We start from the raw sequence: 21,045 nt of genomic DNA on the forward strand, positions 1-21,045 counted from the left end.
CCCAGCCCCGCCGGCGTTTGAGGCGAACCGCACCCCGCCCGGGGATCGGGGCCCCGCCCCGGGGGCACCACCCAGCCCCGCCGGCGATTGAGGCGCGGGGGGCCGGGGCGGAGACACGGCAAGGGCGGCTAGAAGGCGTACGCGTCCCCCGTGGCCAGCGCCAGCACCACATGCTCGTTGTTCGCCAGGTTCCGGTCCGACGCCCCACCGTTCCACCACGTGTCCACCCGCACCACCACCTCCGACACGGGTTCCCGCAGCCCCAGCACCAGTCCGATGTGCCGGCCCCGCCCGTGCGCCGGCAGCGGCCCCGTCTCGCACACCACCTCCCGCAGCCCCGCCCGCGCGCATCCCCCCGACAGCTCCTGCCGGTCGGCCAGCTCGGCCGACAGCCGCACGCGCACCGTCGCGTTCGGCAGCGCCGCCGGGCCGTCGTTCGCCGGGACCAGCCAGATCCGCAGCCGCTCCCCGGCCAGGTGCACCCGCCCGTGGTACGCCACGTCGGCCTCCACCCCCGCATCGGGCCCCGCGGGCAACGGCCCCGCATCGGCCCCCGCGGGCAACGCCCCCGCGAGCACCAGCAGCCCGGCCAGCACCACACTCCGTACGGCAACACGGCGCATCGCCACCACCTCCACGCGCGGACGCTAAGCCCCACCGCGCCCCTCCGAATCGGACCATCACACGAATGAGGGCGGGCCGATCCCCCATTCGCCCGTAGGCTTCCGGCCATGCTCATCGCCCGCTCCGCCGCCCTCTTCGCCCTCGCCGCCGTCCTGGAGATCGGCGGCGCCTGGCTCGTCTGGCAAGGCGTGCGCGAGCACAAGGGCTGGGCCTGGATCGGCGCCGGGGTCATCGCCCTCGGCCTCTACGGATTCGTCGCCACCCTCCAGCCCCAAGGCGACTTCGCCCGCGTCCTCGCCGCCTACGGCGGGGTATTCGTCGCCGGATCCCTCGCCTGGGGCGCAGTCGCCGACGGCTACCGCCCCGACCGCTGGGACGTCGCCGGCGCCCTCGTCTGCCTCGCCGGCATGGCCGTGATCATGTACGCCCCGCGCGGCCGCTGAGCCGGCCCGCACCCGCCTATGCTGGCGGGGAATCGACCGTACGAACGAACGAGGAGCCCGCACATGAGCACGGCCGCCATCCGAACCGCCGTAGTCACCGGAGCGAGCAGCGGCATCGGCGCCGCCACCGCCCGGCAGCTCGCCGCGGCCGGCTTCCACGTCGTCCTCACCGCCCGCCGCAAGGACCGCATCGAGGCCCTCGCCGCCGAGCTCACCGCAGCGGGCCTGCGGGCCACCGCCCACGCCCTCGACGTCACCGACCGCGCCGCCGTCGACGCGTTCGCGGCCTCGCTCGACCGGTGTGACGTACTGGTCAACAACGCCGGCGGCGCCATCGGAGCCGAGCCCGTCGCCACCGGCGACCCCGCGGACTGGCGCACCATGTACGAGGTCAACGTCATCGGCGCCCTCAACGTCACCCAGGCCCTGCTCCCGGCGATCACCGCCTCCGGCGACGGCACGGTGGTCGTCCTGTCCTCCACCGCCGGCCACTCCACGTACGAGGGCGGCGCCGGCTACGTCGCCGCCAAGAACGGCGCCCGCGTCCTCGCCGAGACCCTCCGCCTGGAGATCGTCGGCCGGCCGGTGCGCGTCATCGAGATCGCCCCCGGCATGGTCAAGACCGAGGAGTTCGCGAAGACCCGCTTCCGCGGTGACGCGGAGAAGGCCGAGAAGGTCTACGCGGGCGTCGCCGAACCCCTCTCCGCCGACGACGTCGCCGACACCGTCACCTGGGCGGTCACCCGCCCCAGCCACGTCAACATCGACCTCCTGGTGGTCCGCCCCCGCGCCCAGGCCTCGAACACGAAGGTCCATCGCGAGCTTTAGCCTCCCCGGCGTGCACTCCTGTGGCTGAATGGAGCCGTAGCGAAGGCCAGGGGGAGGCGCGCCATGACGGAAACGACGGCAGGGCACATACCGGGTGGACCCGCGGTGGGGGTACGGGCCACCGGCGCGTGGCTGCTGCTGGTGTCGCTGGTCCCGGCCCTGGTCTGCTATTTCGCGTTCGCCGTGCAGCTGCGGGGCGACATCCGGTCGTACCAGGACTACACGGCGGCCCAGCCGTGCCCCGCCGACCCGCCGGCGCGCGAGCGGGAGAACTGCGTGCGCACGCTCTCCTTCACCGTCGACGCGACGCGGAACGAGCCGTCAAGGAGCCGCTCCAGCTATGTGGCGACGCTGTCCGGCGCACCCTTCTGGAACGGGCCCGTGGACTTCGGTGACCCGGGGCCGCTGCTCCGGGAACTCCGCCCGGGAGACCAGGTGACCGGGACCGTCTGGCGGGGCGCCGTCATGACGCTCGCCAAGGACGGCGTCCGGCAGAGCACCACCGACGAGCCCCGCGACGAGGCCCAGATGACAGCCGGCCTCGGCACCTTCACCGGCCTCCTCGCGGCCATCGCGCTGTGGTTCGGGGTGATGCTGCTGTCGGCCGGGCCTCGCGGATACGGGCCCTACACCTGGCGCTCGCTCGGAAAGCCGCTGCTCATCGCCACGGCGGTGGTCAGCTTCGGCGTGGCGTACGCCGCCTTCCTGCTCGGCGTCCCGTGGTGGGTGGTCCCCGCGGTCGCCGTACCGGTGGTGGCGTTCACGGCCTGGCAGTTCGACCGCTACCGGCGACAGCAGGCCGCCGGCGGCGTTCGCTAGCCCGTTCCGCTACGGAACCAGGCCGGCCGTCCTCAGGTGCGGCATGAGGGCCGCGGGCTTCAGCCCCGCTGCCCTCGCCGCGCCCAGCGCCCGCTCCAGATCCGCGGCCAGGGTCGGCGTGAAGTGCAGCAGCACGATGTCCCCGGCCTTCAGCTCCGGCGTCGGCGGCGTCGCGCCCCAGGTGGTGAATTCGTACGTCCACGTCACCAGGGCCTTCACCCCGCACGCCTTGGCCGCGAGCCGCACGTCGTCGTCGACCGCCCCGTACGGCGGCCGCAGCAGCTTCGGCGTCCGCCCGAAGGCGGCCTGCAGCTGCTCCCCGGCCCCGCACACCTCGGCGTCCTTGCCGGCGGCGTCGAGCGTGGTCAGGTCCGGGTGGTTCACGGTGTGGTTCTCCACCGTGGCGCGGCCCTGCTCGGTGAGCGCGGTGAAGTAGCCGGTGTCGTACGAGGTCGCGCCCGGCAGCAGGAACAACGAGACCGGCACCCGCTTCTCCAGCAGGATCCGGGCGGCTTCCGGATCGTGGTTCCAGCCGTCGTCGATGGTGAGGAACACGACCTTCTCCGAGGTCGGCACGTGCGACACGACGGGCGGCAGCCCGGCCCGCGCCTGGGCGGACCCGGCGGCCCCGAGGGCGAGCGACAACGACGCGAGCGCGGCGACAAGCACGCGAGATCTCCACATGCGCCCACCTTGGTCTAGACCATCCACAGCGTCAACCCCAGTGCTGAATCCGGGAGTTGACTCCCTCACCAGGCGCACCACCACAGGAGCCATGCGGACGCGAGGCCTCCGGACGCTCGCAAACAGCACATCGTCTGATCGGCTCCACATCTGACTCCGATCTGATGATCGGAACTCGCGCCTCCCGTCGTGCGGCGCCCGCAGGCCCAACCATGCGTGACGAGGCGCTTCGTGCCTCAAGGACAACCCAACGGTTCCACGAGGAGCAACACACATGAGTCCTGAGCAAAGGACGCCGTCCGGTATGGGTCCGCTGGCGCGGCAGAACAAGTGGCTCGCCGGCGGTGCGGTGGCATCGATGGCAATCGCGGTGCTCGGCTTCGCCACCCCCGCCCAGGCGGCCCTCGCCACGCCGCAGCCGGCCCCGGTGACGTCGGCAGACGCACGAGGCGGCGACGAGTGCGAGGAGGACTACCGTTCCGACGAGGGCCCCGACGCCCGGGTCGGCGGCAACCACGACAAGTGTGAAGACAAGGGCGGCATCCCCGGACCGCCCGGAGAGCCCGGCCGGGACGGACGCGACGGGCGTGACGGCCGCGACGGTCGAGACGAGTGCGGCAACGACGTCGACTCGGTCAATCAGACCGGCAACGAGGAAATCAGCATCTTCCTGGTCGACGGGACCGCCTTCGGCGGCCACCGGGTCGGCCCCGTGGCCGCTCCCGGCCCCGTGACCCTTCCCTACAACCGCCAGAACCTCAGCCTCCGCCCCGGCTACCCCACCGACCGGAGCACGGTCTGCTCCGCCGCGGTCAGCTCCGGGAACGGCAACCCGACGATCTTCAAGGTTCAGACCCGCGACGGAACCGTGTACGAGCTCGTGTGCGGGTCCGAAGGCAACGAAATCGACTGCTCGGCCTCCAGCTGGAACGCCGTCGGCTTCACCCCGGACGCCACCGGCGGGTTCGCGAAGAAGACCAAGCGCCCCTGACCCCTCAGGACCCCGCTGAAACGCCTGTGCCGTGCCCGGACCCTCCCGGGCACGGCACACGTGCGTGCCGGGCCGGATTCGGGCCCGTACGGGTGAAGTCGAGCCGATGGTCCGCGGCCGCGGCTACGCTCCGAAAGCGTGGGTCACGAAAGGGAGGAAGCTATGGCCGTGATGCAGCACGAGACCACGATCGCGGAGGCCGCCGATCGACTCTCCAGGGAGCTTCCCGGGCACCGAGTGGAGATTCTCCAGGGGAGGCTCACCGTGACACCACCTGCCGACGGGCGACACGCCCGCACCCTGACACGGCTCACCGTGGCGTTCCATGAGGCCGGAGCCGAAAAGGCGGGTCTGGAATTCCTCCAGGGCATCGGAATCTGGCTGCCCACCGGCGAGGACGACTACGCCGTCCCGGACTTCTCGCTCGTCGAGGCGGACTTCCTGGACCACAAGGTGGTCAAGAACTGCTACCGACCGGACGTCTTCCGCATGATCCTGGAGGTCACCTCCTCGAACTGGGCAGACGACATCGGCACCAAAGTGGAGAGCTACGCCAAGGCGGACGTCCCCGTCTACATCGTCGCCGACCGGCACCACGACGAAGTCGTGATGTACACGGATCCCCGCGGAACGTCCTATCGCCTGCGCAGGACCTTCAAGCGCGGCACATCACTCCGGCTTCCCGACCACCTCGGGGTGTCCCTCGAACTCCCGGTGGACATGTTGCTCGACTGACGGCTTCACACGGAGGGGGCCCGGACCGTCACAGACGCTCCGGACCCCTCGCACTCCCCCGCCCCGTGCGCCCGGCGGTTCAGCCCTTGACGCAGATGACCTGCTTGAGCTTGGCCACGACCTCGACCAGGTCCGTCTGCTGGTCGATGACCTGCTCGATCGACTTGTACGCGCCCGGGATCTCGTCCACGACGCCCGAGTCCTTGCGGCACTCCACGCCCCGGGTCTGCTCCGCCAGGTCGCGCGCCGAGAACCTCTTCTTCGCCGCCGTCCGGCTCATCTTCCGGCCCGCTCCGTGCGAGGCCGAGTTGAAGGACTTCTCGTTGCCGAGACCCTTCACGATGTACGAGCCCGTGCCCATGGAGCCCGGGATGATCCCGTAGTCACCGCTGCCGGCGCGGATCGCGCCCTTGCGGGTGACCAGCAGGTCCATGCCGTCGTACCGCTCCTCCGCCACGTAGTTGTGGTGGCAGCTGATCTCGCGGTCGAAGGAGACCTTCGCCTTCCGGAACTCCTTCCGGAACACCTCCTTGAACAGGCTCATCATCACGGCCCTGTTGTACTTCGCGTACTCCTGCGCCCAGAAGAGGTCGTTCCGGTACGCCTCCATCTCGGGTGTGGCCGCGAGGAAGACCGCCAGGTCCCGGTCCACGAGGCCCTGGTTGTGCGACAGGCCACGGGCCACGTTGATGTGGAAGTCCGCGAGCTCGTTGCCGATGTTGCGCGAGCCCGAGTGCAGCATGAGCCACACGGAACCGGACGTATCGATGCAGACCTCACAGAAGTGGTTTCCTTGGCCAAGGCTACCCATCTGCCGCATCGCCCGGTCCCGCCGGTACTTCACCGCATCCGCGACGTAGTCGAACCGCTCCCACAGGTCCCCGAACCCCGCCTCCCGGAACCCGTAAAGCCGCGCCGGATCCACCGGCTCCCGATGCATCCCGGCCCCCACCGGAATCGCCTGCTCGATGCGCGACCGCAGCTTCGACAGGTCCCCCGGCAGGTCGTTCGCCGTGAGGGAGGTCTTCACCGCCGACATGCCGCAGCCGATGTCCACGCCCACCGCCGCCGGGCAGACCGCGTCCTTCATCGCGATCACCGAGCCGACCGTGGCGCCCTTGCCGTAATGCACGTCCGGCATGACGGCCAGGCCCTTGATCCAGGGAAGGGTGGCGACGTTGCGGAGCTGCTGCATCGCGCCGTCCTCGACCGACGCCGGATCCGTCCACATCCGGATCGGGACCTTCGCCCCGGGTACCTCTACGTACGACATATGAAAATGATCCCCCGAAACCAGCAGAAAAGAGTCAAAACGCAAAAGCCTCGCTCTTGACCCCAAATGCGACAGGGGACCGGCGCCGGCACCAGCGTGTGCGATAGACATTGTTCCCATCCGCGTCGGAACCGCGGCAACGCATTTTCCGGAGGGGAGCCAGTGATCGTGCAGCGCAAGGCGGTACGGCGTGTCCTGCCAGGCATCGCGATGCTGACCGCGCTCGCGGCCGGTGCCGCCGGGTGCAGCAGCGGCGGCAAGGGCGGCGACACCAGCGACTCGAAGGCCGGCGGCAGCCAGGCGGCGCCCGCCCAGCCCGGGAAGTACCGCAGCCTGCCCGCCCCCTGCAAGGCCGGCGTCGACAGCAAGCGGCTCAAGGGCATGCTCCCGGCCGCCGACTCGCTCACGCCCGAGCAGCGCGACCAGCTCTACGCGGGCGTCGCGGACGCCTCGTACGACGGCGACCGGCACGTCGGCTGCCGCTGGACCGCACAGACGCCCGAGGAGACGCGGCTGCTGTCGGTCGGCTTCGAGCGCGTGGTCTCGTACGACCGGGCCACCGCCAGCGACGACGACAAGGCGCGCCAGGTGTACGTGCGCCGGCTCACCGACGCGAAGCTGCCCTTCCCCGGCCCGGTCACCACCGGCACCCCGAACCCGGCGCCCTCCCAGACCACCGCGGCCCCGCCCCCGCCGGCCGCGCCCTCCGGCACGTCCACCCCCGGCGCCAGCCCCTCCGCTTCTCCCGAGCTCGGCTCGCGCGTGCTGGAGGGCCTAGGGAACGAGGCGTTCCTGGAGGACAAGCTGAGCCCGGCCGGTGCCACCGCGGCGCAGGCGCGCACCGTGCGGATTGTGTTCCGTACCTCGAATGTCATCGTCACGCTCGAGTACAGCGTGCAGCCGGCGCTGCCCGGCGCCATCCCGCCGAGCGGTGAAACCCAGGAGAAGGTACGGCAGTTGGCGCAGTCTCTGGTCGAGCGTCTCAACGAGTGAGCGGGGCGCCCGGCGCCCCCGGGTGACGGCGCGCACAGCAGGCCGCCACCCGATCGGGCTACCGTTGCCCGGGTCCACGCGTTCGAAGCAGACCCACACACGTACTGAAGGAACCATGCACCGATCAGCCTCGCGCCTCACCCGCGTTCTCGCCTGCGCAGCGGTCCCGGTGATCCTCGCCGTCGCCGGTTGCTCGTCCGATTCGGGCAAGGCCTCGGGCTCGGACGGCGGCAAGAAGTCCGATTCCTCCTCGTCGGCCAAGCCCAGCGGGAAGCCCTCCCCGACCCTGGAGAAGGCGGCGTACGCCACGCTGCCCGACCCCTGCAAGGCGCTCCAGACCGGCACGATCGACACCCTGGTGCCGGAGGCGAAGGACAAGAACGGCACGGCGACGAAGTCCAACGACCTGGCCAGCCGCGCCAGCTGTTCCTGGAACGGTCTCGACGAGGACGGCCTGAAGGGCTCGCAGTACCGCTGGCTGTCGCTCTCCCTCTTCCGCTACGACTCGCACGCCTCCCTCGGCAGCGCCAACAAGCGCGCGGAGGAGCAGTACACCAAGCAGGTCGAGGCCGCGAAGGTGACCGAGGGCGCGCAGAACCTCAAGGCGGAGGAGGCGGGCGGCATCGGTGACCAGGGGACGTCGGTCGTCTACAGCGTGAAGAAGGACGTCGACTTCTTCAACACGACGATCGTGGCGCGCAGCCAGAACGTGGTCGTGACGCTCGACTACAACGGTGCGGCCTACGAGGGCGCCGGCGCCCCGGACCAGGCGAAGCTGCTCCAGGACGCCATCGCCGCGGCGAAGGAGGCCGTGGCCTCGGTGGACGGCGCCAACAAGCAGTAGGAGCCTGCGGAAGCACTGACACCGGGTCACCCGTACGCTGTGCCTGCCGCAGCTTGGCAAAGGCTCGGTCAGTGCTTCGGTAAGTGCTCGGCAAGGGGAGGGGATCACGAGTGGCGGCGATGCAGCTGACTCGTACGCACCGGATACTCATCGGCGTCGTGGTCGCCGGAGCCGTCGTCATCGCGGGCATCGGCTTCGCGGGCTCGTACGCCGCGGTGCGCGCCCTCGCCCTGCAGAAAGGCTTCGGCAGCTTCTCGCTGGTGTTCCCGATCGGCATCGACGCGGGCATCTGCGTCCTGCTCGCGCTGGACCTGCTGCTGACGTGGATCCGCATCCCCTTCCCGCTGCTGCGCCAGACGGCGTGGCTGCTGACGATCGCCACGATCGCCTTCAACGGCGCGGCGGCCTGGCCCGACCCGCTGGGTGTGGGCATGCACGCCGTGATCCCGATCCTGTTCGTGGTCACGGTGGAGGCGGCCCGGCACGCGGTGGGCCGCATCGCGGACATCACCGCGGACCGGCACATGGAGGGGGTCCGCATCACGCGCTGGCTCCTGTCCCCCGTCCCCACCTTCAAGCTGTGGCGCCGGATGAAGCTGTGGGAGCTGCGCTCCTACGAGCAGGCGGTCGGCATGGAGCAGGATCGGCTGATCTACCAGGCGCGGCTCCAGGCGCGCTACGGGCGTGCGTGGCGGCGGAAGGCTCCGGTGGAGGCCCTGATGCCGCTGCGGCTGGCCCGTATCGGCGTCCCGCTCGCCCAGACGGCGCCGGAGGGGCTGGCGGCGGCGGGCATCAGCCCGGCGTTGCTGCCGCCCGCGTCGGAGGCACTGCCGTCCGGGCCGCAGGACGGTACGGCCGCTCTCGCCGGGTCCGGCGCCGGCCCGGCGCTCCCCGCGGGCGCCGAGCCGCAGCCGGCGCCCGGGCAGCCGGCGGCGGGGGCAGCGGCCGCCGCGGCCCAGCCGGTGGGGCTCCCCGAGCCCGCCGTCACGGCCCCGGCCCCCTTCGCGGTGGAACCGACCGCGATGCCGGCCGCGCACAACAGCGCCTGGTTCGCCGCGCCGCGGGCCCCGCAGGCGGCGTACGAGGGCGGCTACCACCCCCACGTGGTGGAGGGCCTGGAGCCGACCCCGGTGATGCCCCCGACGGGCCCGGAGCCGGAGGAGCACCTCCCGCACCAGCAGGAGCTGCCGATGCCGGGCCCCCGCCCGGAGGAGGCCGCGCCGGACATCGACGAGGTGAAGTTCGCGGAGGTCGCCTACGAGGTCTTCCGGGCGTTCATCGACGAGCACTCCCAGTTCCCGACCCCGGAGCAGGTGGACATACACCTCTCGGACCGGCACGGGGTGGTGCACCCGCGCAGCGCCTCGATGATCCGCCGCATGATGCCGGACCTGAAGCAGCGCTACCAGTCGGACCTCGAGAACGAGCACATCGCCTAGCGGCATCCGGACATGTGAAAGGGCCCGCACCCCGGAGGGTGCGGGCCCTTTCACATGTCACGCGGCGCGGACGGCGCAGGCGGCGCAGCCCGCTCAGACGCTCAGACCGCTCAGACCGCGAGCAGCTTGCGCACCCGGTCCGCGCCCACCGCCAGCAGCAGCGTGGGCAGTCGCGGCCCGGTCTCCCGGGTCACGAGGAGCCGGTACAGCAGCGCGAAGAAGGTGCGCTGCGCGACCTTGAGCTCCGGCGTCGGCTTGGCGTCGGGCTCCAGGCCCGCCATGACCTTCGGGACGCCGTAGACCAGCGTGGTCAGCCCGTCGAGCGACCAGTGCGAGTCCAGTCCCTCCAGCAGCAGCCGCAGGGACTCGCGGCCCTCCTCGTCCAGCGAGGACAGCAGCTCTACGTCGGCCTCCTCGCGCACGAGGGTCCGCTGGTCGGCGGGGACCTGGGTGGTGATCCAGTTCTCCGCGCGGTCCAGGCGAGGCCGTACCTCGTCGAGCGAGGTCAGCGGCTTCTCGGGCTCCAGGTCGCTCAGGATGCGCAGGGTCTGCTCGTCGTGCCCGGCGGTGATGTCGACGACGGACGCGAGGGTCCGGTACGCCATCGGGCGCGGCGTGCGCGGCAGCTCGCCGGCGGCGGTGCGCACGGCACGGCTGTGCGCGGCGGCGTCGGCGGGCAGCACGGAGCCGTCGGCGACCTTGGCCTCCAGCTTGTCCCACTCGTCGTAGAGCCGCTGGATCTCCTGGTCGAAGGCGATCTTGAAGGACTGGTTCGGGCGGCGGCGGGCGTACAGCCAGCGCAGCAGCTGCGGCTCCATGATCTTCAGCGCGTCGGCCGGGGTCGGGACCCCGCCCTTGCTGGAGGACATCTTCGCCATGCCGCTGATGCCGACGAACGCGTACATCGGTCCGATCGGCTGCTCGCCGCCGAAGATGTGCACGATCTGCCCGCCGACCTGGAAGGACGAGCCGGGCGAGGAGTGGTCGACGCCGGACGGCTCGAAGATCACGCCCTCGAAGGCCCAGCGCATCGGCCAGTCGACCTTCCAGACCAGCTTGCCGCGGTTGAACTCGCTGAGCTTGACCGTCTCGGTGAACTCGTCCTCGGTGCAGACGTAGGTCATCTCGGTCGTCTCGTCGTCGTACGAGGTGACCTTGGTGAAGTCCTTGCCGCATTCGCCGCAGTACGGCTTGTACGGGAAGTACCCGCCCTCGCCGGAGCTGCCGTCGTCCTCGGCGGCGGCGCCGGAGCCCTCGGCGGCCTCCAGCTCGGCCGCGTCGACCGGCTTCTGCTGGGGCTTCTTGCCGCCCGGCTTCTGCTTGGTGCGGTACTGGTCGAGGACGGCGTCGATGTCGCCGCGGTGCTTCATCGCGAACAGGACCTGCTCGCGGTAGGCGCCCGAGGTGTACTGCTCGGTCTGGCTGATCGGGTCGTACTCGACGCCCATCTCGGCCAGCGCTTCGACGAAGGCGGCCTTGAAGTGCTCGGCCCAGTTCGGGTACGCGGAACCGGCCGGGGCGGGGACGGAGGTCAGCGGCTTGCCGATGTGCTGGGCCCACGACTCGTCGATGCCGGGAACGCCCGCGGGCACCTTGCGGTAGCGGTCGTAGTCGTCCCAGGAGATCAGGTGGCGGACCTCGTGGCCCCGGCGGCGGATCTCGTCCGCGACCAGGTGCGGGGTCATGACCTCGCGGAGGTTGCCCAGGTGGATCGGGCCGGAGGGGGACAGGCCGGACGCGACGACGACAGGTTTGCCGGGTGCTCGGCGCTCCGCCTCGGCGATGACCTCGTCCGCGAAACGGGAGACCCAGTCGGTCTCGGTGCTGCTCTGAGCCACGACACGTCCTTCTACTCGAATGCTGGCTTCAGCCATTCTCCCAGACGTGAGAAGCCGCTCCGCGGTTGTTTTCTCCCGCGAAACCGCAGGGCCCCGCATGGGATACTCGGCACTTGTCGGAACACCCAAGTGCAGCATCAGGCACAACCTCACAGGAACGGCAGCTCATGGCCTCGGTCCCTTCCCTCGCTTCCTCCGTCAATCAGCGCGTCGCGGACGCCCTCGCCTCCGCCCTGCCGGAGGCCGGTGCCGCCGACCCGCTGCTGCGACGAAGCGACCGGGCCGACTTCCAGGCCAACGGCATCCTGGCGCTCGCGAAGAAGGCCAAGGCCAACCCGCGCGAGCTGGCGACGACCGTGGTCGAAGGCATCCCGACCGGTGACCTGATCCGGGAGATCGAGGTCTCGGGCCCCGGCTTCCTCAACATCACGGTCGCCGACAAGGCGATCATCGAGACCCTCGCGGCGCGGGCCGGCGACGACCGCCTCGGCGTGCCGCTCGCGGCGAACCCGGGCACCACGGTGATCGACTACGCCCAGCCGAACGTGGCCAAGGAGATGCACGTCGGGCACCTGCGGTCCGCCGTGATCGGCGCGGCGATGGTGGAGATCCTGGAGTTCACGGGCGAGAAGGTGATCCGCCGCCACCACATCGGCGACTGGGGCACCCAGTTCGGCATGCTCATCCAGTACCTGCTGGAGCACCCGCACGAGCTGGACCACAAGTCGGACGAGGTCTCGGGCGAAGAGGCGATGTCGAACCTCAACCGCCTCTACAAGGCCTCGCGCGCGCTCTTCGACTCCGACGAGGAGTTCAAGACGCGGGCCCGGGCCCGGGTGGTGGACCTCCAGGCGGGCGAGCCGGAGACGCTGGCGCTGTGGCAGCGGTTCGTGGACGAGTCGAAGATCTACTTCTACTCCGTCTTCAACAAGCTGGACATGGACATCCAGGACCCCGACGTGGTCGGCGAGTCCGGTTACAACGACATGCTGGTCGAGACGTGCAGGCTGCTGGAGGAGTCGGGCGTCGCCGTCCGCTCCAACGGCGCGCTGTGCGTGTTCTTCGAGGACGTCAAGGGCCCGGACGGCAACCCGACCCCGCTGATCGTGCAGAAGTCGGACGGCGGCTTCGGCTACGCCGCCACCGACCTCTCCGCGATCCGCGACCGGGTGGGCAAGCTGGGTGCGACCGAGCTGATCTACGTGGTCGACGCGCGGCAGTCCCTGCACTTCAAGATGGTCTTCGAGACGGCCCGCCGGGCCGGCTGGCTGAACGACGAGGTCAAGGCCGTCCAGCTGGCTTTCGGCACCGTCCTCGGCAAGGACGGCAAGCCGTTCAAGACCCGTGAGGGCGAGACGGTCCGGCTGGTCGACCTCCTCGACGAGGCCGTCGAGCGGGCGACGGCCGTCGTCCGGGAGAAGGCCGAGAAGGTGGGCCTGACCGAGGCGGAGATCGTCGAGAACGGCCAGTACGTCGGCATCGGCGCGGTCAAGTACGCGGACCTCTCCACCTCCGCCGCCCGCGACTACAAGTTCGACCTGGACCAGATGGTCTCGCTGAACGGCGACACCTCCGTGTACCTCCAGTACGCGTACGCCCGTATCCGCTCCATCCTGCGCAAGGCGGGCGACCGCAAGCCGGTCGCCCACCCGGAGCTGGAGCTGGCGCCGTCGGAGCGGGCGCTGGGTCTGCACCTGGACGGTTTCGGCGAGCTGATCGCGGAGGCGGCCGCGGAGCACGCCCCGCACAAGGTGGCCGCGTACCTCTACCAGCTCTCCTCCCTGTTTACGACGTTCTACACCGAGTGCCCGGTCATCAAGCCGGAGCCGGAGCAGGTCGTCGGCGAGAACCGCCTGTTCCTGTGCGAGCTGACCGCCCGCACCCTCAGCAAGGGCATGTCCCTCCTCGGCATCCGGACCCCCGAAAAGCTCTGACCTCTCCACCCTCCGCGCATACGGCCAACGGCCCCGGCAGCTGCTGCCGGGGCCGTTGGCGATTCGGCGCCGACGCGGCCACCACCTGGGCCCTCGGTGGCGCGGGCGTGGCTCTGGCCCTGGTCGCCGGCACCGGTCGCCGGCACCGGTCGCCGTCACCGCACCACCGCCTGAGCCGAGGCGCCACCCGTGTGACGGGGCCCACAGGGAATGTTTCCCCCGGGGGTCCCCTCTCTTTTCACATGGAGACCACGACACGACACCGCAGCGGGCTCGCGCTGGCCGGACTGCTCGCCGCCGACGGGCTGTTGCACCTGTACTGGGCCACCGGGGCGACCTGGCCCGCCGCCGACAGCCGGGCGCTGTCGCTCGCCGTCCTCGGCATCGAGACCTCCTTCGCGCCTCCCACCGTCCTGCCGCTGGCCGCGCTGACCCTGGGCGGGGCGGCCGCCGTACTCGCCCACTCCCGCGGGCGCGGCGGGATGGTCACGCGGGCCGTCACCGGGGCCGTGGCCGCCGGGATGGGCGTACGGGCCCTGGCGGGGCTGGGGTGGGCCGCCGGGGTGCTCGACAGTCCGCCGGACAGCCCCTTCCACGTCCTCAACCTCGCGCTCTACACCCCGGCGTGCCTCGGCTTCGGCTGGGCGGCGGCCCGCCTGGCGCTCGTACCGGCCGGCGCCGGGCGTCGCCCGTTCGGCCCGGTTCGGGCCCGGCGGGCCGGGTAGGGGACGGCCCGTCCTTCCCCCAGCCCCACCCGGAGGCTCCCCGTGCCCGACATGAACGGCCCCTACAAGCCCGGCACGCCCTGCTGGATCGACCTGATGGTCCCGGACCAGCAGGCGGCACTCGACTTCTACTGCGACCTCTTCGGCTGGCAGGGGGAGATCGGGCCGCCGGAGACCGGCGGGTACTCGGTGTGCCTCCTCAAGGGCAAGCCGGTCGCCGGGATCATGAAGGCGTCCAACCCGGACGGCAGCGTGCCCGATCCGATGCCGCCGACCGCGTGGAACACCTACCTGTCCACCGACAACGTGGACGGCGCCCTCAAGGCCGTCACCGACGCCGGAGGTTCGGTCGTGATGGGCCCGGTGGACGTCATGGACCTGGGCCGGATGGCCATCGTCACCGACCCGACCGGCGCCGCCGTAGGCCTGTGGCAGCCGGGCAGCTTCGACGGCGCGGGCATCGTCAACGAGCACGGCGCCCTCATCTGGAACGAGCTGAACACCCCCGACGTCCCTGCCGCGGCCGCCTTCTACACCGCCGTCCTGCCCGTCACCACGGCCCGCTCCACCGTGCCGGGCGCCGAGGAGTACACCGAGTTCAAGGTGGACGGGCGCGCGGTGGCCGGGATGATGGACCTGGCCAAGCTGTCGCCCGGCGTGCCGCCGCACTGGATGCCGTACTTCCACGTGGACGGCGTCGACGAGGCCCAGGCCGCCGTCGAACGGGCCGGGGGCAGTGTCATGGCCCCGGCCTTCGACATGGCGGCGGGCCGGATGGCGGTCCTCGCCGACCCGCAGGGCGGCACCTTCTCGGTCATCACGGGCTCGACCCCGCCCGAGCAGCCCGCGTAGGAGGCGTTCCCCGGCCGGGCGGGGCCGCTCCGTCGGTCCCGCCCGCGCAGAGCGCCGGCGTGTGTGTGCGGTGGAGCTTCGTCAGAGCCGCGGTGGAGCCTCGGCGGGCGTCACCCGCGTTTGCCCGCGCACGCCTTCATGGCGGCGTCCCCCTGCGTGGTCCCCTTGACGCCGAGCCGCTCGTAGTCGTGCCGGGCGGTCTTCGGATCGGGGTCGGGGAACTCGGCAATGCCGTTGGCCCGCATGCAGGCGGTGAACTCCGCGGCCGCCGTGTGCTGTTCCGGGGTCACGGGCTTCTCCGGTACGAGGCTTTGGCAGGCCTCTTCCGCTTCCCGGATCTTCTCCGGATCCGCCTGGGAATCATCCACAACCGGAATCCCGGAGGGGGTGTCCTTCATCGGCAGGCCCTTTTCCTTGATGCACTGGAAAAAGGGCGCCATCTCGGGAAGGACCGTGCCTTTGGACCGCTTCGGCGGCTCGGACACCTCCATGGAGGGCGCGGCCGACGACGGAGAGGAAGGCGGCGGCGCGGCCGAAGCGGAATCCCCACCGGAACAGCCGGCCAGCAGGAGCGGGAGGGCGACAAGAGCCGGGACGGCCAGGGAACGGGCCCATCGACGTGACACAGCAAGCCTCCTAGGCGACCTTGTGTCTTCGCACAATAGACCAAACAATCCCCAAGAACCTTGAACTCAGAGGCAGTTGCGGCAACCGTGCGCGCGTGATCGACTTCTCCGCGGTCGGCGCCCACTCCCCCGCCATGGCCGAAATCCCAATCTCAAGACCCGACGACGTGAATGAAGGGCATTCCCGATGAAGCTTCGCAATTCACTGCGCGCCGCCACCGCTGCCGGCCTGGTCCTCGCCGCCCTGTGCATAGGTGCCGGCCCCGCCTCCGCCACGGAGAAGGACGGCTGGCTCACCAGCGGGGAGTTCGGCCTGTTCTGCTACAAGAACCAGACCGACTCGGTCTTCGACCTCTACGGCAACGACATCAACTTCGGCGACGACTTCTTCAAGGGCAGCCAGAGCTGTGCCAATCAGCTCGTCGACAACTACACGGAGTCGTACCTGAACAGGGACACCTACGACTGGAAGATCTACACCGGCTTCGGGGGCCAGGGCTACACGGCCACCATCCCGGCCGGCGCGCGGGGCAACACCACCTCGACCTTCACCAACACGATCTCCTCGGCCTTCTACTTCTAGGCGGACGACGGCAGTTCCGCCGTCCGCCGCCGCAGCGGAACTGCCTCCCCCCACACCACCCGTCCACCCGCCCTCCCCGCCCGCGTCCCCGCCCCACGGAGTCACCATGCCCCCGCCGCGTCCCGCACTGCCCGCACTGCCCGCGCTGGCAGCCTCCGCAGCCGTACTGACGCTCCTGCTGGCCGGCTGCTCGGCACCGGACGGCGGCGCCGGCGGCGACGTGGCCAAGGAGCCCGTCATCGGCTCCGTACCGCAGCTGCTCGAAAGCCGGGACCTCGCCTTCCCCCTGGATCCGTACATCCCGGACGCGCAACGGCGCGGCCTGCTCGACCAGGCGCAGGACGTCCTCGTCGACCGGTGCATGCAGCGCTACGGCTTCCGCTACGGGCTGCGCCGCCAGGCCGACCCGGCCGCCAGGAAGGACAACGAGCGGCGCTACGGGATCTCCGACGCCGCCCAGGCCGAGCGGACCGGCTACGAGAACCCGGCGGCGAAGGCCACCCAGCGGCCGCCGCAGCCGCCCCTCGGCGCCAACGAGCAGCTGGTGCTGCACGGGCTGGAAGTCGACCCCTCCAAGCCGGTCCCGATGAGCCAGGAGGAGGCGGAGGGGTCCGACGTGGCGACCACGGCCGTCGGCGGCCAGAAGGTCCCGGCGGGCGGCTGCCTGCGCGAGAGCGCCCTCAAGCTGTACAACCCGTCCAAGGACACCGTGGACCAGATGGTTCCGCAGAACATCGGCTTCGAGGCCTTCGGCCGCTCCCGCGAGGACAGCCGGGTCCGCACCGCGACCCGGGCCTGGAGCGCGTGCATGGCGAAGCACGGTTACACCATGAGCACCCCGCTGGACCCGCCACCCGGCATCAACGAGACCAACATCGGCGGCCCGCAGGCCATCGCCATCGCGAAGCAGGACGTGGACTGCAAGAAGCAGACCAACCTGGTGGGCACCTGGTACACGGTCGAAGTCGCCTACCAGAAGCGGCTGGTGGAACAGAACGCCGAAACCCTGGACCGCGTGAAGAAGCAGCTCGACGAACGCCTGCGCCTCGCCGCCTCCCTCACCGCCGCGGGCTAGGGCGCCTTCGCCAGGCGCTCCCCCGGGCTCGGGGTTAGCGTGAAATGAACGACCTGTTGGTTGCGTCTTCCCCTCCGTGCAAGGAGCGCAACGCGCATGTCCCTACCACCTGAGCCGTATCCGCTGGGCTGGCACGCACCGGCCCCGCCGCCGTCGCAGAAGACGAACGTGCTGGCCGTCGTGGCGTTCGTCGCGTCGCTCGTCTGCGTGCCGCTGATCCCGCTGATCCTGGCCTTCATCGCCCTCTCACAGATCCGCAACCGTGGCGAGAAGGGCAAGGGCTTCGCCATCGCGGCCATCGTCATCCAGGGCGTGGCCCTCGTGCTCGTGGTGGGCCTCGGAGGCCTGGGAGTGCTGGACAGCGGCCCGAAGCGCGACGAGAGCGGCCAGGTCACCGGCCCGGGCACCAGCGACGTGCACGACATCCGCACGGGGGACTGTTTCGACACGGAAGACGACCTCACGGAGCACACCGAAGGCACCGGCGGCGAGGCCGCCCCCTCGGTACGCATCGTGCCCTGCGAGCAGCCGCACGAGGGGGAGGCCTACGCCGTCTTCGACCTGGAGGACGGGCCGTACCCGGGCACGGAGAAAATCATCGCCCTCGCCGACGACAAGTGCGGCGGCACCTTGCTCACCGACTACGTGGGCGACGCCGCGAAGCTGCCCCAGACGATGAGGACCTCCTACTACTACCCGAAGTCCGGGAGCTGGGACCAGGGCGACCACGAGGTCACCTGCGTCCTGACCGACAGCAGCGGCTCCAGCACCGGCTCGGTCCGCGCCCCCGGCTCCTGAGTCACCCGTCTGACGAGCGGGCGCCGATCAGCTCGGCCAGGCCGTCCAGCAGGCGGTCCAGGGCGAAGCGGAACTGGAAGTCCGGCTCGCCGGATCCGCCGAACGCGGAGGATTCCAGCAGCCGCGTCAGGGCCGGGTGCGTCTGCGGAGTGGTCAGCAGGTGCAGCGTGCGTACGTACTGGCCCAGTACCTGGTCCGGTGAGAGCCCGGCCTTGACGATGGCGTCCATCATGTCCGCGGCCATGGTGGCCTCGTTCCGTACGAGGCCACCGATCAGGATGATCGTCGAGAGCTTCTCGCCCTCCTCCAGGCCCGTGCCGGCCAGCGCCGCGAGCCCGCGTTCCATCCAGGCCAGCTGGTTCGGCGTGGCGGGCGGGGCCGTGATGGGGATGCGCAGGATCCAGGAGTTGGCCATCAGGACCGCCCGCTGCGCGTACGCCCACTCCGAGAGCAGCTCGCGCCAGCCCGCCCCTTCCCCGCCGGTGGGCGCGGGCGGGGTGCCGACGCCCGCGTCCGCCATCAGGATGTAGAGCTCTTCCTTCGCGGTCACGTAGCGGTAGAGGGACATCGTCGAGACGCCCAGCTCCTTGGCGACGCGGCCCATGGAGACGGCGTCCATGCCCTCACCGGCCGCCAGCGCGACGGCGGCGTCCACGATCCTCGCCAGCGTCAGCGTCGGACGCGGGCCCTTGCCGGGGCGTTCCCGCAGGCCCCAGGCCATTTCCAGGCTCGCGGGGAGTCCCGTGCCACTGTCCTCGTCCGGCATCGCCGCCCCTCCCTCCGCCATTTCCCGATTGACCCACATCCTAGGTCTGTGTATTACTTACGCAGAAGCGCGTAACCCATACGCAGAAGGGAGCGTGGTCCCGATGACCACGTACGACCTGGATCGCACCGAACGTGGCGTCCACGCCGGACTCGGCGTCCGCGCCGAACCCGGCCTCGCCGCCGACCTCGGCATCCACGCCTCCGGCCTCGTCAAGTCCTACGGCGACCTCCGCGTCCTGGACGGCCTGGACCTCGCCGTCCCCCGCGGCAGCGTCCTCGCCCTCCTGGGCCCCAACGGCGCCGGCAAGACCACCGTCGTCCGCCTCCTCGCCACCCTCACCACGCCCGACCCCGGCTCGGGCACCGCCCGCGTCGCCGGCCACGACATCACCGCCGACCGCGCCCGCGTCCGCGAACGCATCAGCCTCGCCGGGCAGTTCGCGGCCGTCGACGAGCTCCAGACCGGCACCGAGACCCTCCGCATGATGGGCCGGCTGTCCGGGCTCTCCCCGCGCGCCGCCCGCACCCGCGCCGACGAGCTGCTCGACCGCTTCGGGCTCGCCGAGGTCGCCGGGCGCACCGCGAAGACGTACTCGGGCGGCACGCGCCGCCGCCTGGACCTGGCCGCCAGCCTGGTCGGCCGCCCCGAGGTGCTCTTCCTCGACGAACCCACCACCGGCCTCGACCCGCGCAGCCGCCAGGACCTGTGGGACCTCGTACGGGAACTGCGCGCCGACGGCACGACCGTCCTGCTCACCACCCAGTACCTGGAGGAGGCCGACCGGCTCGCCGACCGCGTCGCCGTCCTCTCCGACGGGCGGATCGCCGCCGAGGGCACCCCGGCCGAACTGAAGTCCCGCGTCGCCGGACACCGGCTCGACCTGACCCTCGCCACCCGGGCCGCCTACGACGCGCTCGCCCCGCGCGCCGTCCACCACGCCCCCGACGAGCTCACCCTCGGACTGCCCACCGACGGCACCGCCGCCCACGTCCGCGCCCTGCTCGACGAACTCGACCCGGCCCGCACCACCGTCGACCGCTTCGCGGTCCGCAGCGCCACCCTCGACGACGTGTTCCTCACCCTGACGGGAGCCGCCCCATGAGCACCGCCGCCCTCTCCCTCGCCGGCCGCAGCCTGCGCATCAGCAGCCGCCGCCCCGACGCCCTGATCGCCGCGCTGATGCTGCCCGTCATGCTGATGCTGATCTTCGTCTACTTCTTCGGCGGGGCCATCGACACCGGCACCGCGTACGTGACCTACGTCGTCCCGGGAGCCATGCTGCTCTGCGCGGGCTTCGGCGCGGCGAGCACCGCCGTCAGCGTCGCCGACGACATGCGCAGCGGCGTCATCGACCGCTTCCGCTCCCTGGACATCGGCGGCATCCCGATCCTGTCCGGGCACGTCACCGCCTCGGTCGCGCGCAACCTGCTCTCCACCACCCTGGTCCTCGCCGTCGCCCTCGCCATCGGCTTCCGCCCCCAGGCCGGCGCGCCCGGCTTCCTCGCCGCCGCCGGCCTGCTCACCGCCTACATCACGGCGATCTCCTGGCTGGCCGCGGCCCTCGGTCTGCTCGCCAAGTCCCCCGAGGGCGCGGGCGGGTTCACGTTCCTGATGATGTTCCTGCCCTACCCGTCCAGCGCCTTCGTGCCGATCGACACCATGCCGGGCTGGCTCCACGGCTTCGCCGACCACCAGCCGCTGACCCCGGTGATCGAATCCCTCCGCGCCCTGCTCCTGGACCGGCCCGCCGGCCACGCTCCCTGGATCGCCCTGGCCTGGTGCGCGGCCATCACGGTCCTCGCCGTCGCCCTGACGGCCGTCCTCTTCCGCCGCCGGACGCGGTAGCGGGCGGCCCGAGCACGGCCCGGACCGCCCTGCCGCGGAGGTGGCTCAGTGGCTCAGCGGATACGAGTGCCGGCCCGTCACCTCGTCGATCTCACCGTGTGCCTTCGTCAGCAGCTGCGACGCGAGATCCATGAGCGCACGGGCTCCCGCGATCTCCTCTCCGACCCGCAGCTGCTCCGGGTCGGACGGGTGACGCAGGGCGTAGCCGCGCGCCTTCACCTCAGTACCGTCACCGAGCCTGACCATGGCCGCCGCACTCGTGCGGTGGCCTTCCTCGGTGAACTCCAGCTCCACATGCCACCCGACCAGCGTGGCCATGGTGCATCA

Annotated in this window: 23 protein-coding genes; 16 read left to right on the plus strand and 7 right to left on the minus strand. The window is 71.2% G+C overall.

Annotated elements, in window-relative coordinates; translation table 11 throughout:
• Positions 1-128: 128 nt before the first annotated feature.
• A complete protein-coding gene (locus ACIP5M_RS34875; protein WP_401204803.1) occupies positions 129-623 on the minus strand; it encodes a hypothetical protein in 495 nt (164 codons plus the stop codon).
• A gap of 108 nt (positions 624-731) precedes the next feature.
• Between ACIP5M_RS34875 and ACIP5M_RS34880 the strand changes: the two genes are divergently transcribed.
• The 3 genes from ACIP5M_RS34880 to ACIP5M_RS34890 all read left to right on the plus strand — a co-directional run bounded on the left by ACIP5M_RS34880 (position 732) and on the right by ACIP5M_RS34890 (position 2,714).
• Positions 732-1,067: a YnfA family protein gene (locus ACIP5M_RS34880; RefSeq protein ID WP_401204806.1), complete on the plus strand. Its 336-nt coding sequence runs from the start codon at positions 732-734 to the stop codon at positions 1,065-1,067.
• A 63-nt stretch (positions 1,068-1,130) separates the two neighbouring features.
• Complete coding sequence (locus tag ACIP5M_RS34885; protein ID WP_401204809.1) at positions 1,131-1,895, plus strand: SDR family NAD(P)-dependent oxidoreductase; 765 nt, start codon at positions 1,131-1,133, stop codon at positions 1,893-1,895.
• Between the two features lie 63 nt (positions 1,896-1,958).
• The gene (locus ACIP5M_RS34890; protein WP_401204812.1) at positions 1,959-2,714 is read left to right on the plus strand and encodes a hypothetical protein; all 756 of its coding nucleotides are present in this window, start codon (positions 1,959-1,961) and stop codon (positions 2,712-2,714) included.
• A 9-nt stretch (positions 2,715-2,723) separates the two neighbouring features.
• On the opposite strand, the gene ACIP5M_RS34895 is transcribed toward ACIP5M_RS34890, so the two are convergent.
• Positions 2,724-3,398 (minus strand): polysaccharide deacetylase family protein, encoded by a 675-nt coding sequence (locus ACIP5M_RS34895; protein ID WP_401204814.1) that lies wholly within the window; start codon positions 3,396-3,398, stop codon positions 2,724-2,726.
• A gap of 274 nt (positions 3,399-3,672) precedes the next feature.
• On the opposite strand from ACIP5M_RS34895, the gene ACIP5M_RS34900 reads away from it, so the two are divergent.
• Both ACIP5M_RS34900 and ACIP5M_RS34905 read left to right on the plus strand, forming a co-directional pair.
• Complete coding sequence (locus ACIP5M_RS34900; protein WP_401204817.1) at positions 3,673-4,389, plus strand: hypothetical protein; 717 nt, start codon at positions 3,673-3,675, stop codon at positions 4,387-4,389.
• A gap of 162 nt (positions 4,390-4,551) precedes the next feature.
• Positions 4,552-5,124 (plus strand): Uma2 family endonuclease, encoded by a 573-nt coding sequence (locus ACIP5M_RS34905; RefSeq protein WP_401204818.1) that lies wholly within the window; start codon positions 4,552-4,554, stop codon positions 5,122-5,124.
• A gap of 79 nt (positions 5,125-5,203) precedes the next feature.
• Here ACIP5M_RS34905 and ACIP5M_RS34910 read toward each other — a convergent pair whose 3' ends face one another.
• Positions 5,204-6,397 (minus strand): RtcB family protein, encoded by a 1,194-nt coding sequence (locus ACIP5M_RS34910; protein WP_401204821.1) that lies wholly within the window; start codon positions 6,395-6,397, stop codon positions 5,204-5,206.
• 168 nt (positions 6,398-6,565) lie between these two features.
• On the opposite strand from ACIP5M_RS34910, the gene ACIP5M_RS34915 reads away from it, so the two are divergent.
• From ACIP5M_RS34915 to ACIP5M_RS34925, 3 genes are all read left to right on the plus strand, one after another.
• Positions 6,566-7,390: a DUF3558 domain-containing protein gene (locus ACIP5M_RS34915; RefSeq protein WP_401204824.1), complete on the plus strand. Its 825-nt coding sequence runs from the start codon at positions 6,566-6,568 to the stop codon at positions 7,388-7,390.
• A 115-nt stretch (positions 7,391-7,505) separates the two neighbouring features.
• The gene (locus ACIP5M_RS34920) at positions 7,506-8,234 is read left to right on the plus strand and encodes a DUF3558 family protein (protein ID WP_401204827.1); all 729 of its coding nucleotides are present in this window, start codon (positions 7,506-7,508) and stop codon (positions 8,232-8,234) included.
• Positions 8,235-8,353: 119 nt separating this feature from the next.
• On the plus strand, positions 8,354-9,673 hold the full coding sequence (locus tag ACIP5M_RS34925) for a DUF2637 domain-containing protein (RefSeq protein ID WP_401204829.1): 1,320 nt from the start codon (positions 8,354-8,356) through the stop codon (positions 9,671-9,673).
• A gap of 110 nt (positions 9,674-9,783) precedes the next feature.
• On the opposite strand, the gene lysS is transcribed toward ACIP5M_RS34925, so the two are convergent.
• Positions 9,784-11,547, minus strand: coding sequence for a lysine--tRNA ligase (gene lysS / locus ACIP5M_RS34930; RefSeq protein WP_401204832.1), 1,764 nt, complete (start codon positions 11,545-11,547; stop codon positions 9,784-9,786).
• Between the two features lie 131 nt (positions 11,548-11,678).
• Between lysS and argS the strand changes: the two genes are divergently transcribed.
• The 3 genes from argS to ACIP5M_RS34945 all read left to right on the plus strand — a co-directional run bounded on the left by argS (position 11,679) and on the right by ACIP5M_RS34945 (position 15,022).
• Positions 11,679-13,445, plus strand: a complete 1,767-nt coding sequence (gene argS, locus ACIP5M_RS34935; RefSeq protein WP_401204835.1) for an arginine--tRNA ligase — start codon at positions 11,679-11,681, stop codon at positions 13,443-13,445.
• Positions 13,446-13,687: 242 nt separating this feature from the next.
• Positions 13,688-14,170, plus strand: coding sequence for a DUF3995 domain-containing protein (locus ACIP5M_RS34940; protein WP_401204837.1), 483 nt, complete (start codon positions 13,688-13,690; stop codon positions 14,168-14,170).
• Between the two features lie 51 nt (positions 14,171-14,221).
• The gene (locus ACIP5M_RS34945; protein WP_401204922.1) at positions 14,222-15,022 is read left to right on the plus strand and encodes a VOC family protein; all 801 of its coding nucleotides are present in this window, start codon (positions 14,222-14,224) and stop codon (positions 15,020-15,022) included.
• 110 nt (positions 15,023-15,132) lie between these two features.
• Here ACIP5M_RS34945 and ACIP5M_RS34950 read toward each other — a convergent pair whose 3' ends face one another.
• Positions 15,133-15,390, minus strand: coding sequence for a hypothetical protein (locus ACIP5M_RS34950; protein ID WP_401204839.1), 258 nt, complete (start codon positions 15,388-15,390; stop codon positions 15,133-15,135).
• Between the two features lie 445 nt (positions 15,391-15,835).
• On the opposite strand from ACIP5M_RS34950, the gene ACIP5M_RS34955 reads away from it, so the two are divergent.
• The 3 genes from ACIP5M_RS34955 (at position 15,836) to ACIP5M_RS34965 (ending at position 18,104) form a co-directional block, all read left to right on the plus strand.
• Positions 15,836-16,231: a hypothetical protein gene (locus ACIP5M_RS34955; protein ID WP_401204841.1), complete on the plus strand. Its 396-nt coding sequence runs from the start codon at positions 15,836-15,838 to the stop codon at positions 16,229-16,231.
• Positions 16,232-16,337: 106 nt separating this feature from the next.
• The gene (locus ACIP5M_RS34960) at positions 16,338-17,306 is read left to right on the plus strand and encodes a hypothetical protein (protein WP_401204844.1); all 969 of its coding nucleotides are present in this window, start codon (positions 16,338-16,340) and stop codon (positions 17,304-17,306) included.
• A gap of 96 nt (positions 17,307-17,402) precedes the next feature.
• Positions 17,403-18,104, plus strand: coding sequence for a septum formation family protein (locus ACIP5M_RS34965; protein WP_401204847.1), 702 nt, complete (start codon positions 17,403-17,405; stop codon positions 18,102-18,104).
• Between the two features lies 1 nt (position 18,105).
• On the opposite strand, the gene ACIP5M_RS34970 is transcribed toward ACIP5M_RS34965, so the two are convergent.
• Entirely contained in the window at positions 18,106-18,870 is a 765-nt protein-coding gene (locus tag ACIP5M_RS34970) for a TetR/AcrR family transcriptional regulator (protein ID WP_401204850.1), read from the minus strand.
• A gap of 103 nt (positions 18,871-18,973) precedes the next feature.
• Between ACIP5M_RS34970 and ACIP5M_RS34975 the strand changes: the two genes are divergently transcribed.
• Both ACIP5M_RS34975 and ACIP5M_RS34980 read left to right on the plus strand, forming a co-directional pair.
• Positions 18,974-19,975, plus strand: coding sequence for an ATP-binding cassette domain-containing protein (locus ACIP5M_RS34975; RefSeq protein ID WP_401204853.1), 1,002 nt, complete (start codon positions 18,974-18,976; stop codon positions 19,973-19,975).
• Positions 19,972-20,718: an ABC transporter permease gene (locus ACIP5M_RS34980; RefSeq protein WP_401204855.1), complete on the plus strand. Its 747-nt coding sequence runs from the start codon at positions 19,972-19,974 to the stop codon at positions 20,716-20,718. The genes ACIP5M_RS34975 and ACIP5M_RS34980 overlap by 4 nt, the downstream gene beginning before the upstream one ends.
• 45 nt (positions 20,719-20,763) lie before the next feature.
• On the opposite strand, the gene ACIP5M_RS34985 is transcribed toward ACIP5M_RS34980, so the two are convergent.
• Positions 20,764-21,036: a DUF1876 domain-containing protein gene (locus ACIP5M_RS34985; protein ID WP_401204857.1), complete on the minus strand. Its 273-nt coding sequence runs from the start codon at positions 21,034-21,036 to the stop codon at positions 20,764-20,766.
• Positions 21,037-21,045: the final 9 nt, after the last annotated feature.

The organism is Streptomyces sp. NPDC088762, from assembly GCF_044750905.1.
Lineage (GTDB): Bacteria > Actinomycetota > Actinomycetes > Streptomycetales > Streptomycetaceae > Streptomyces.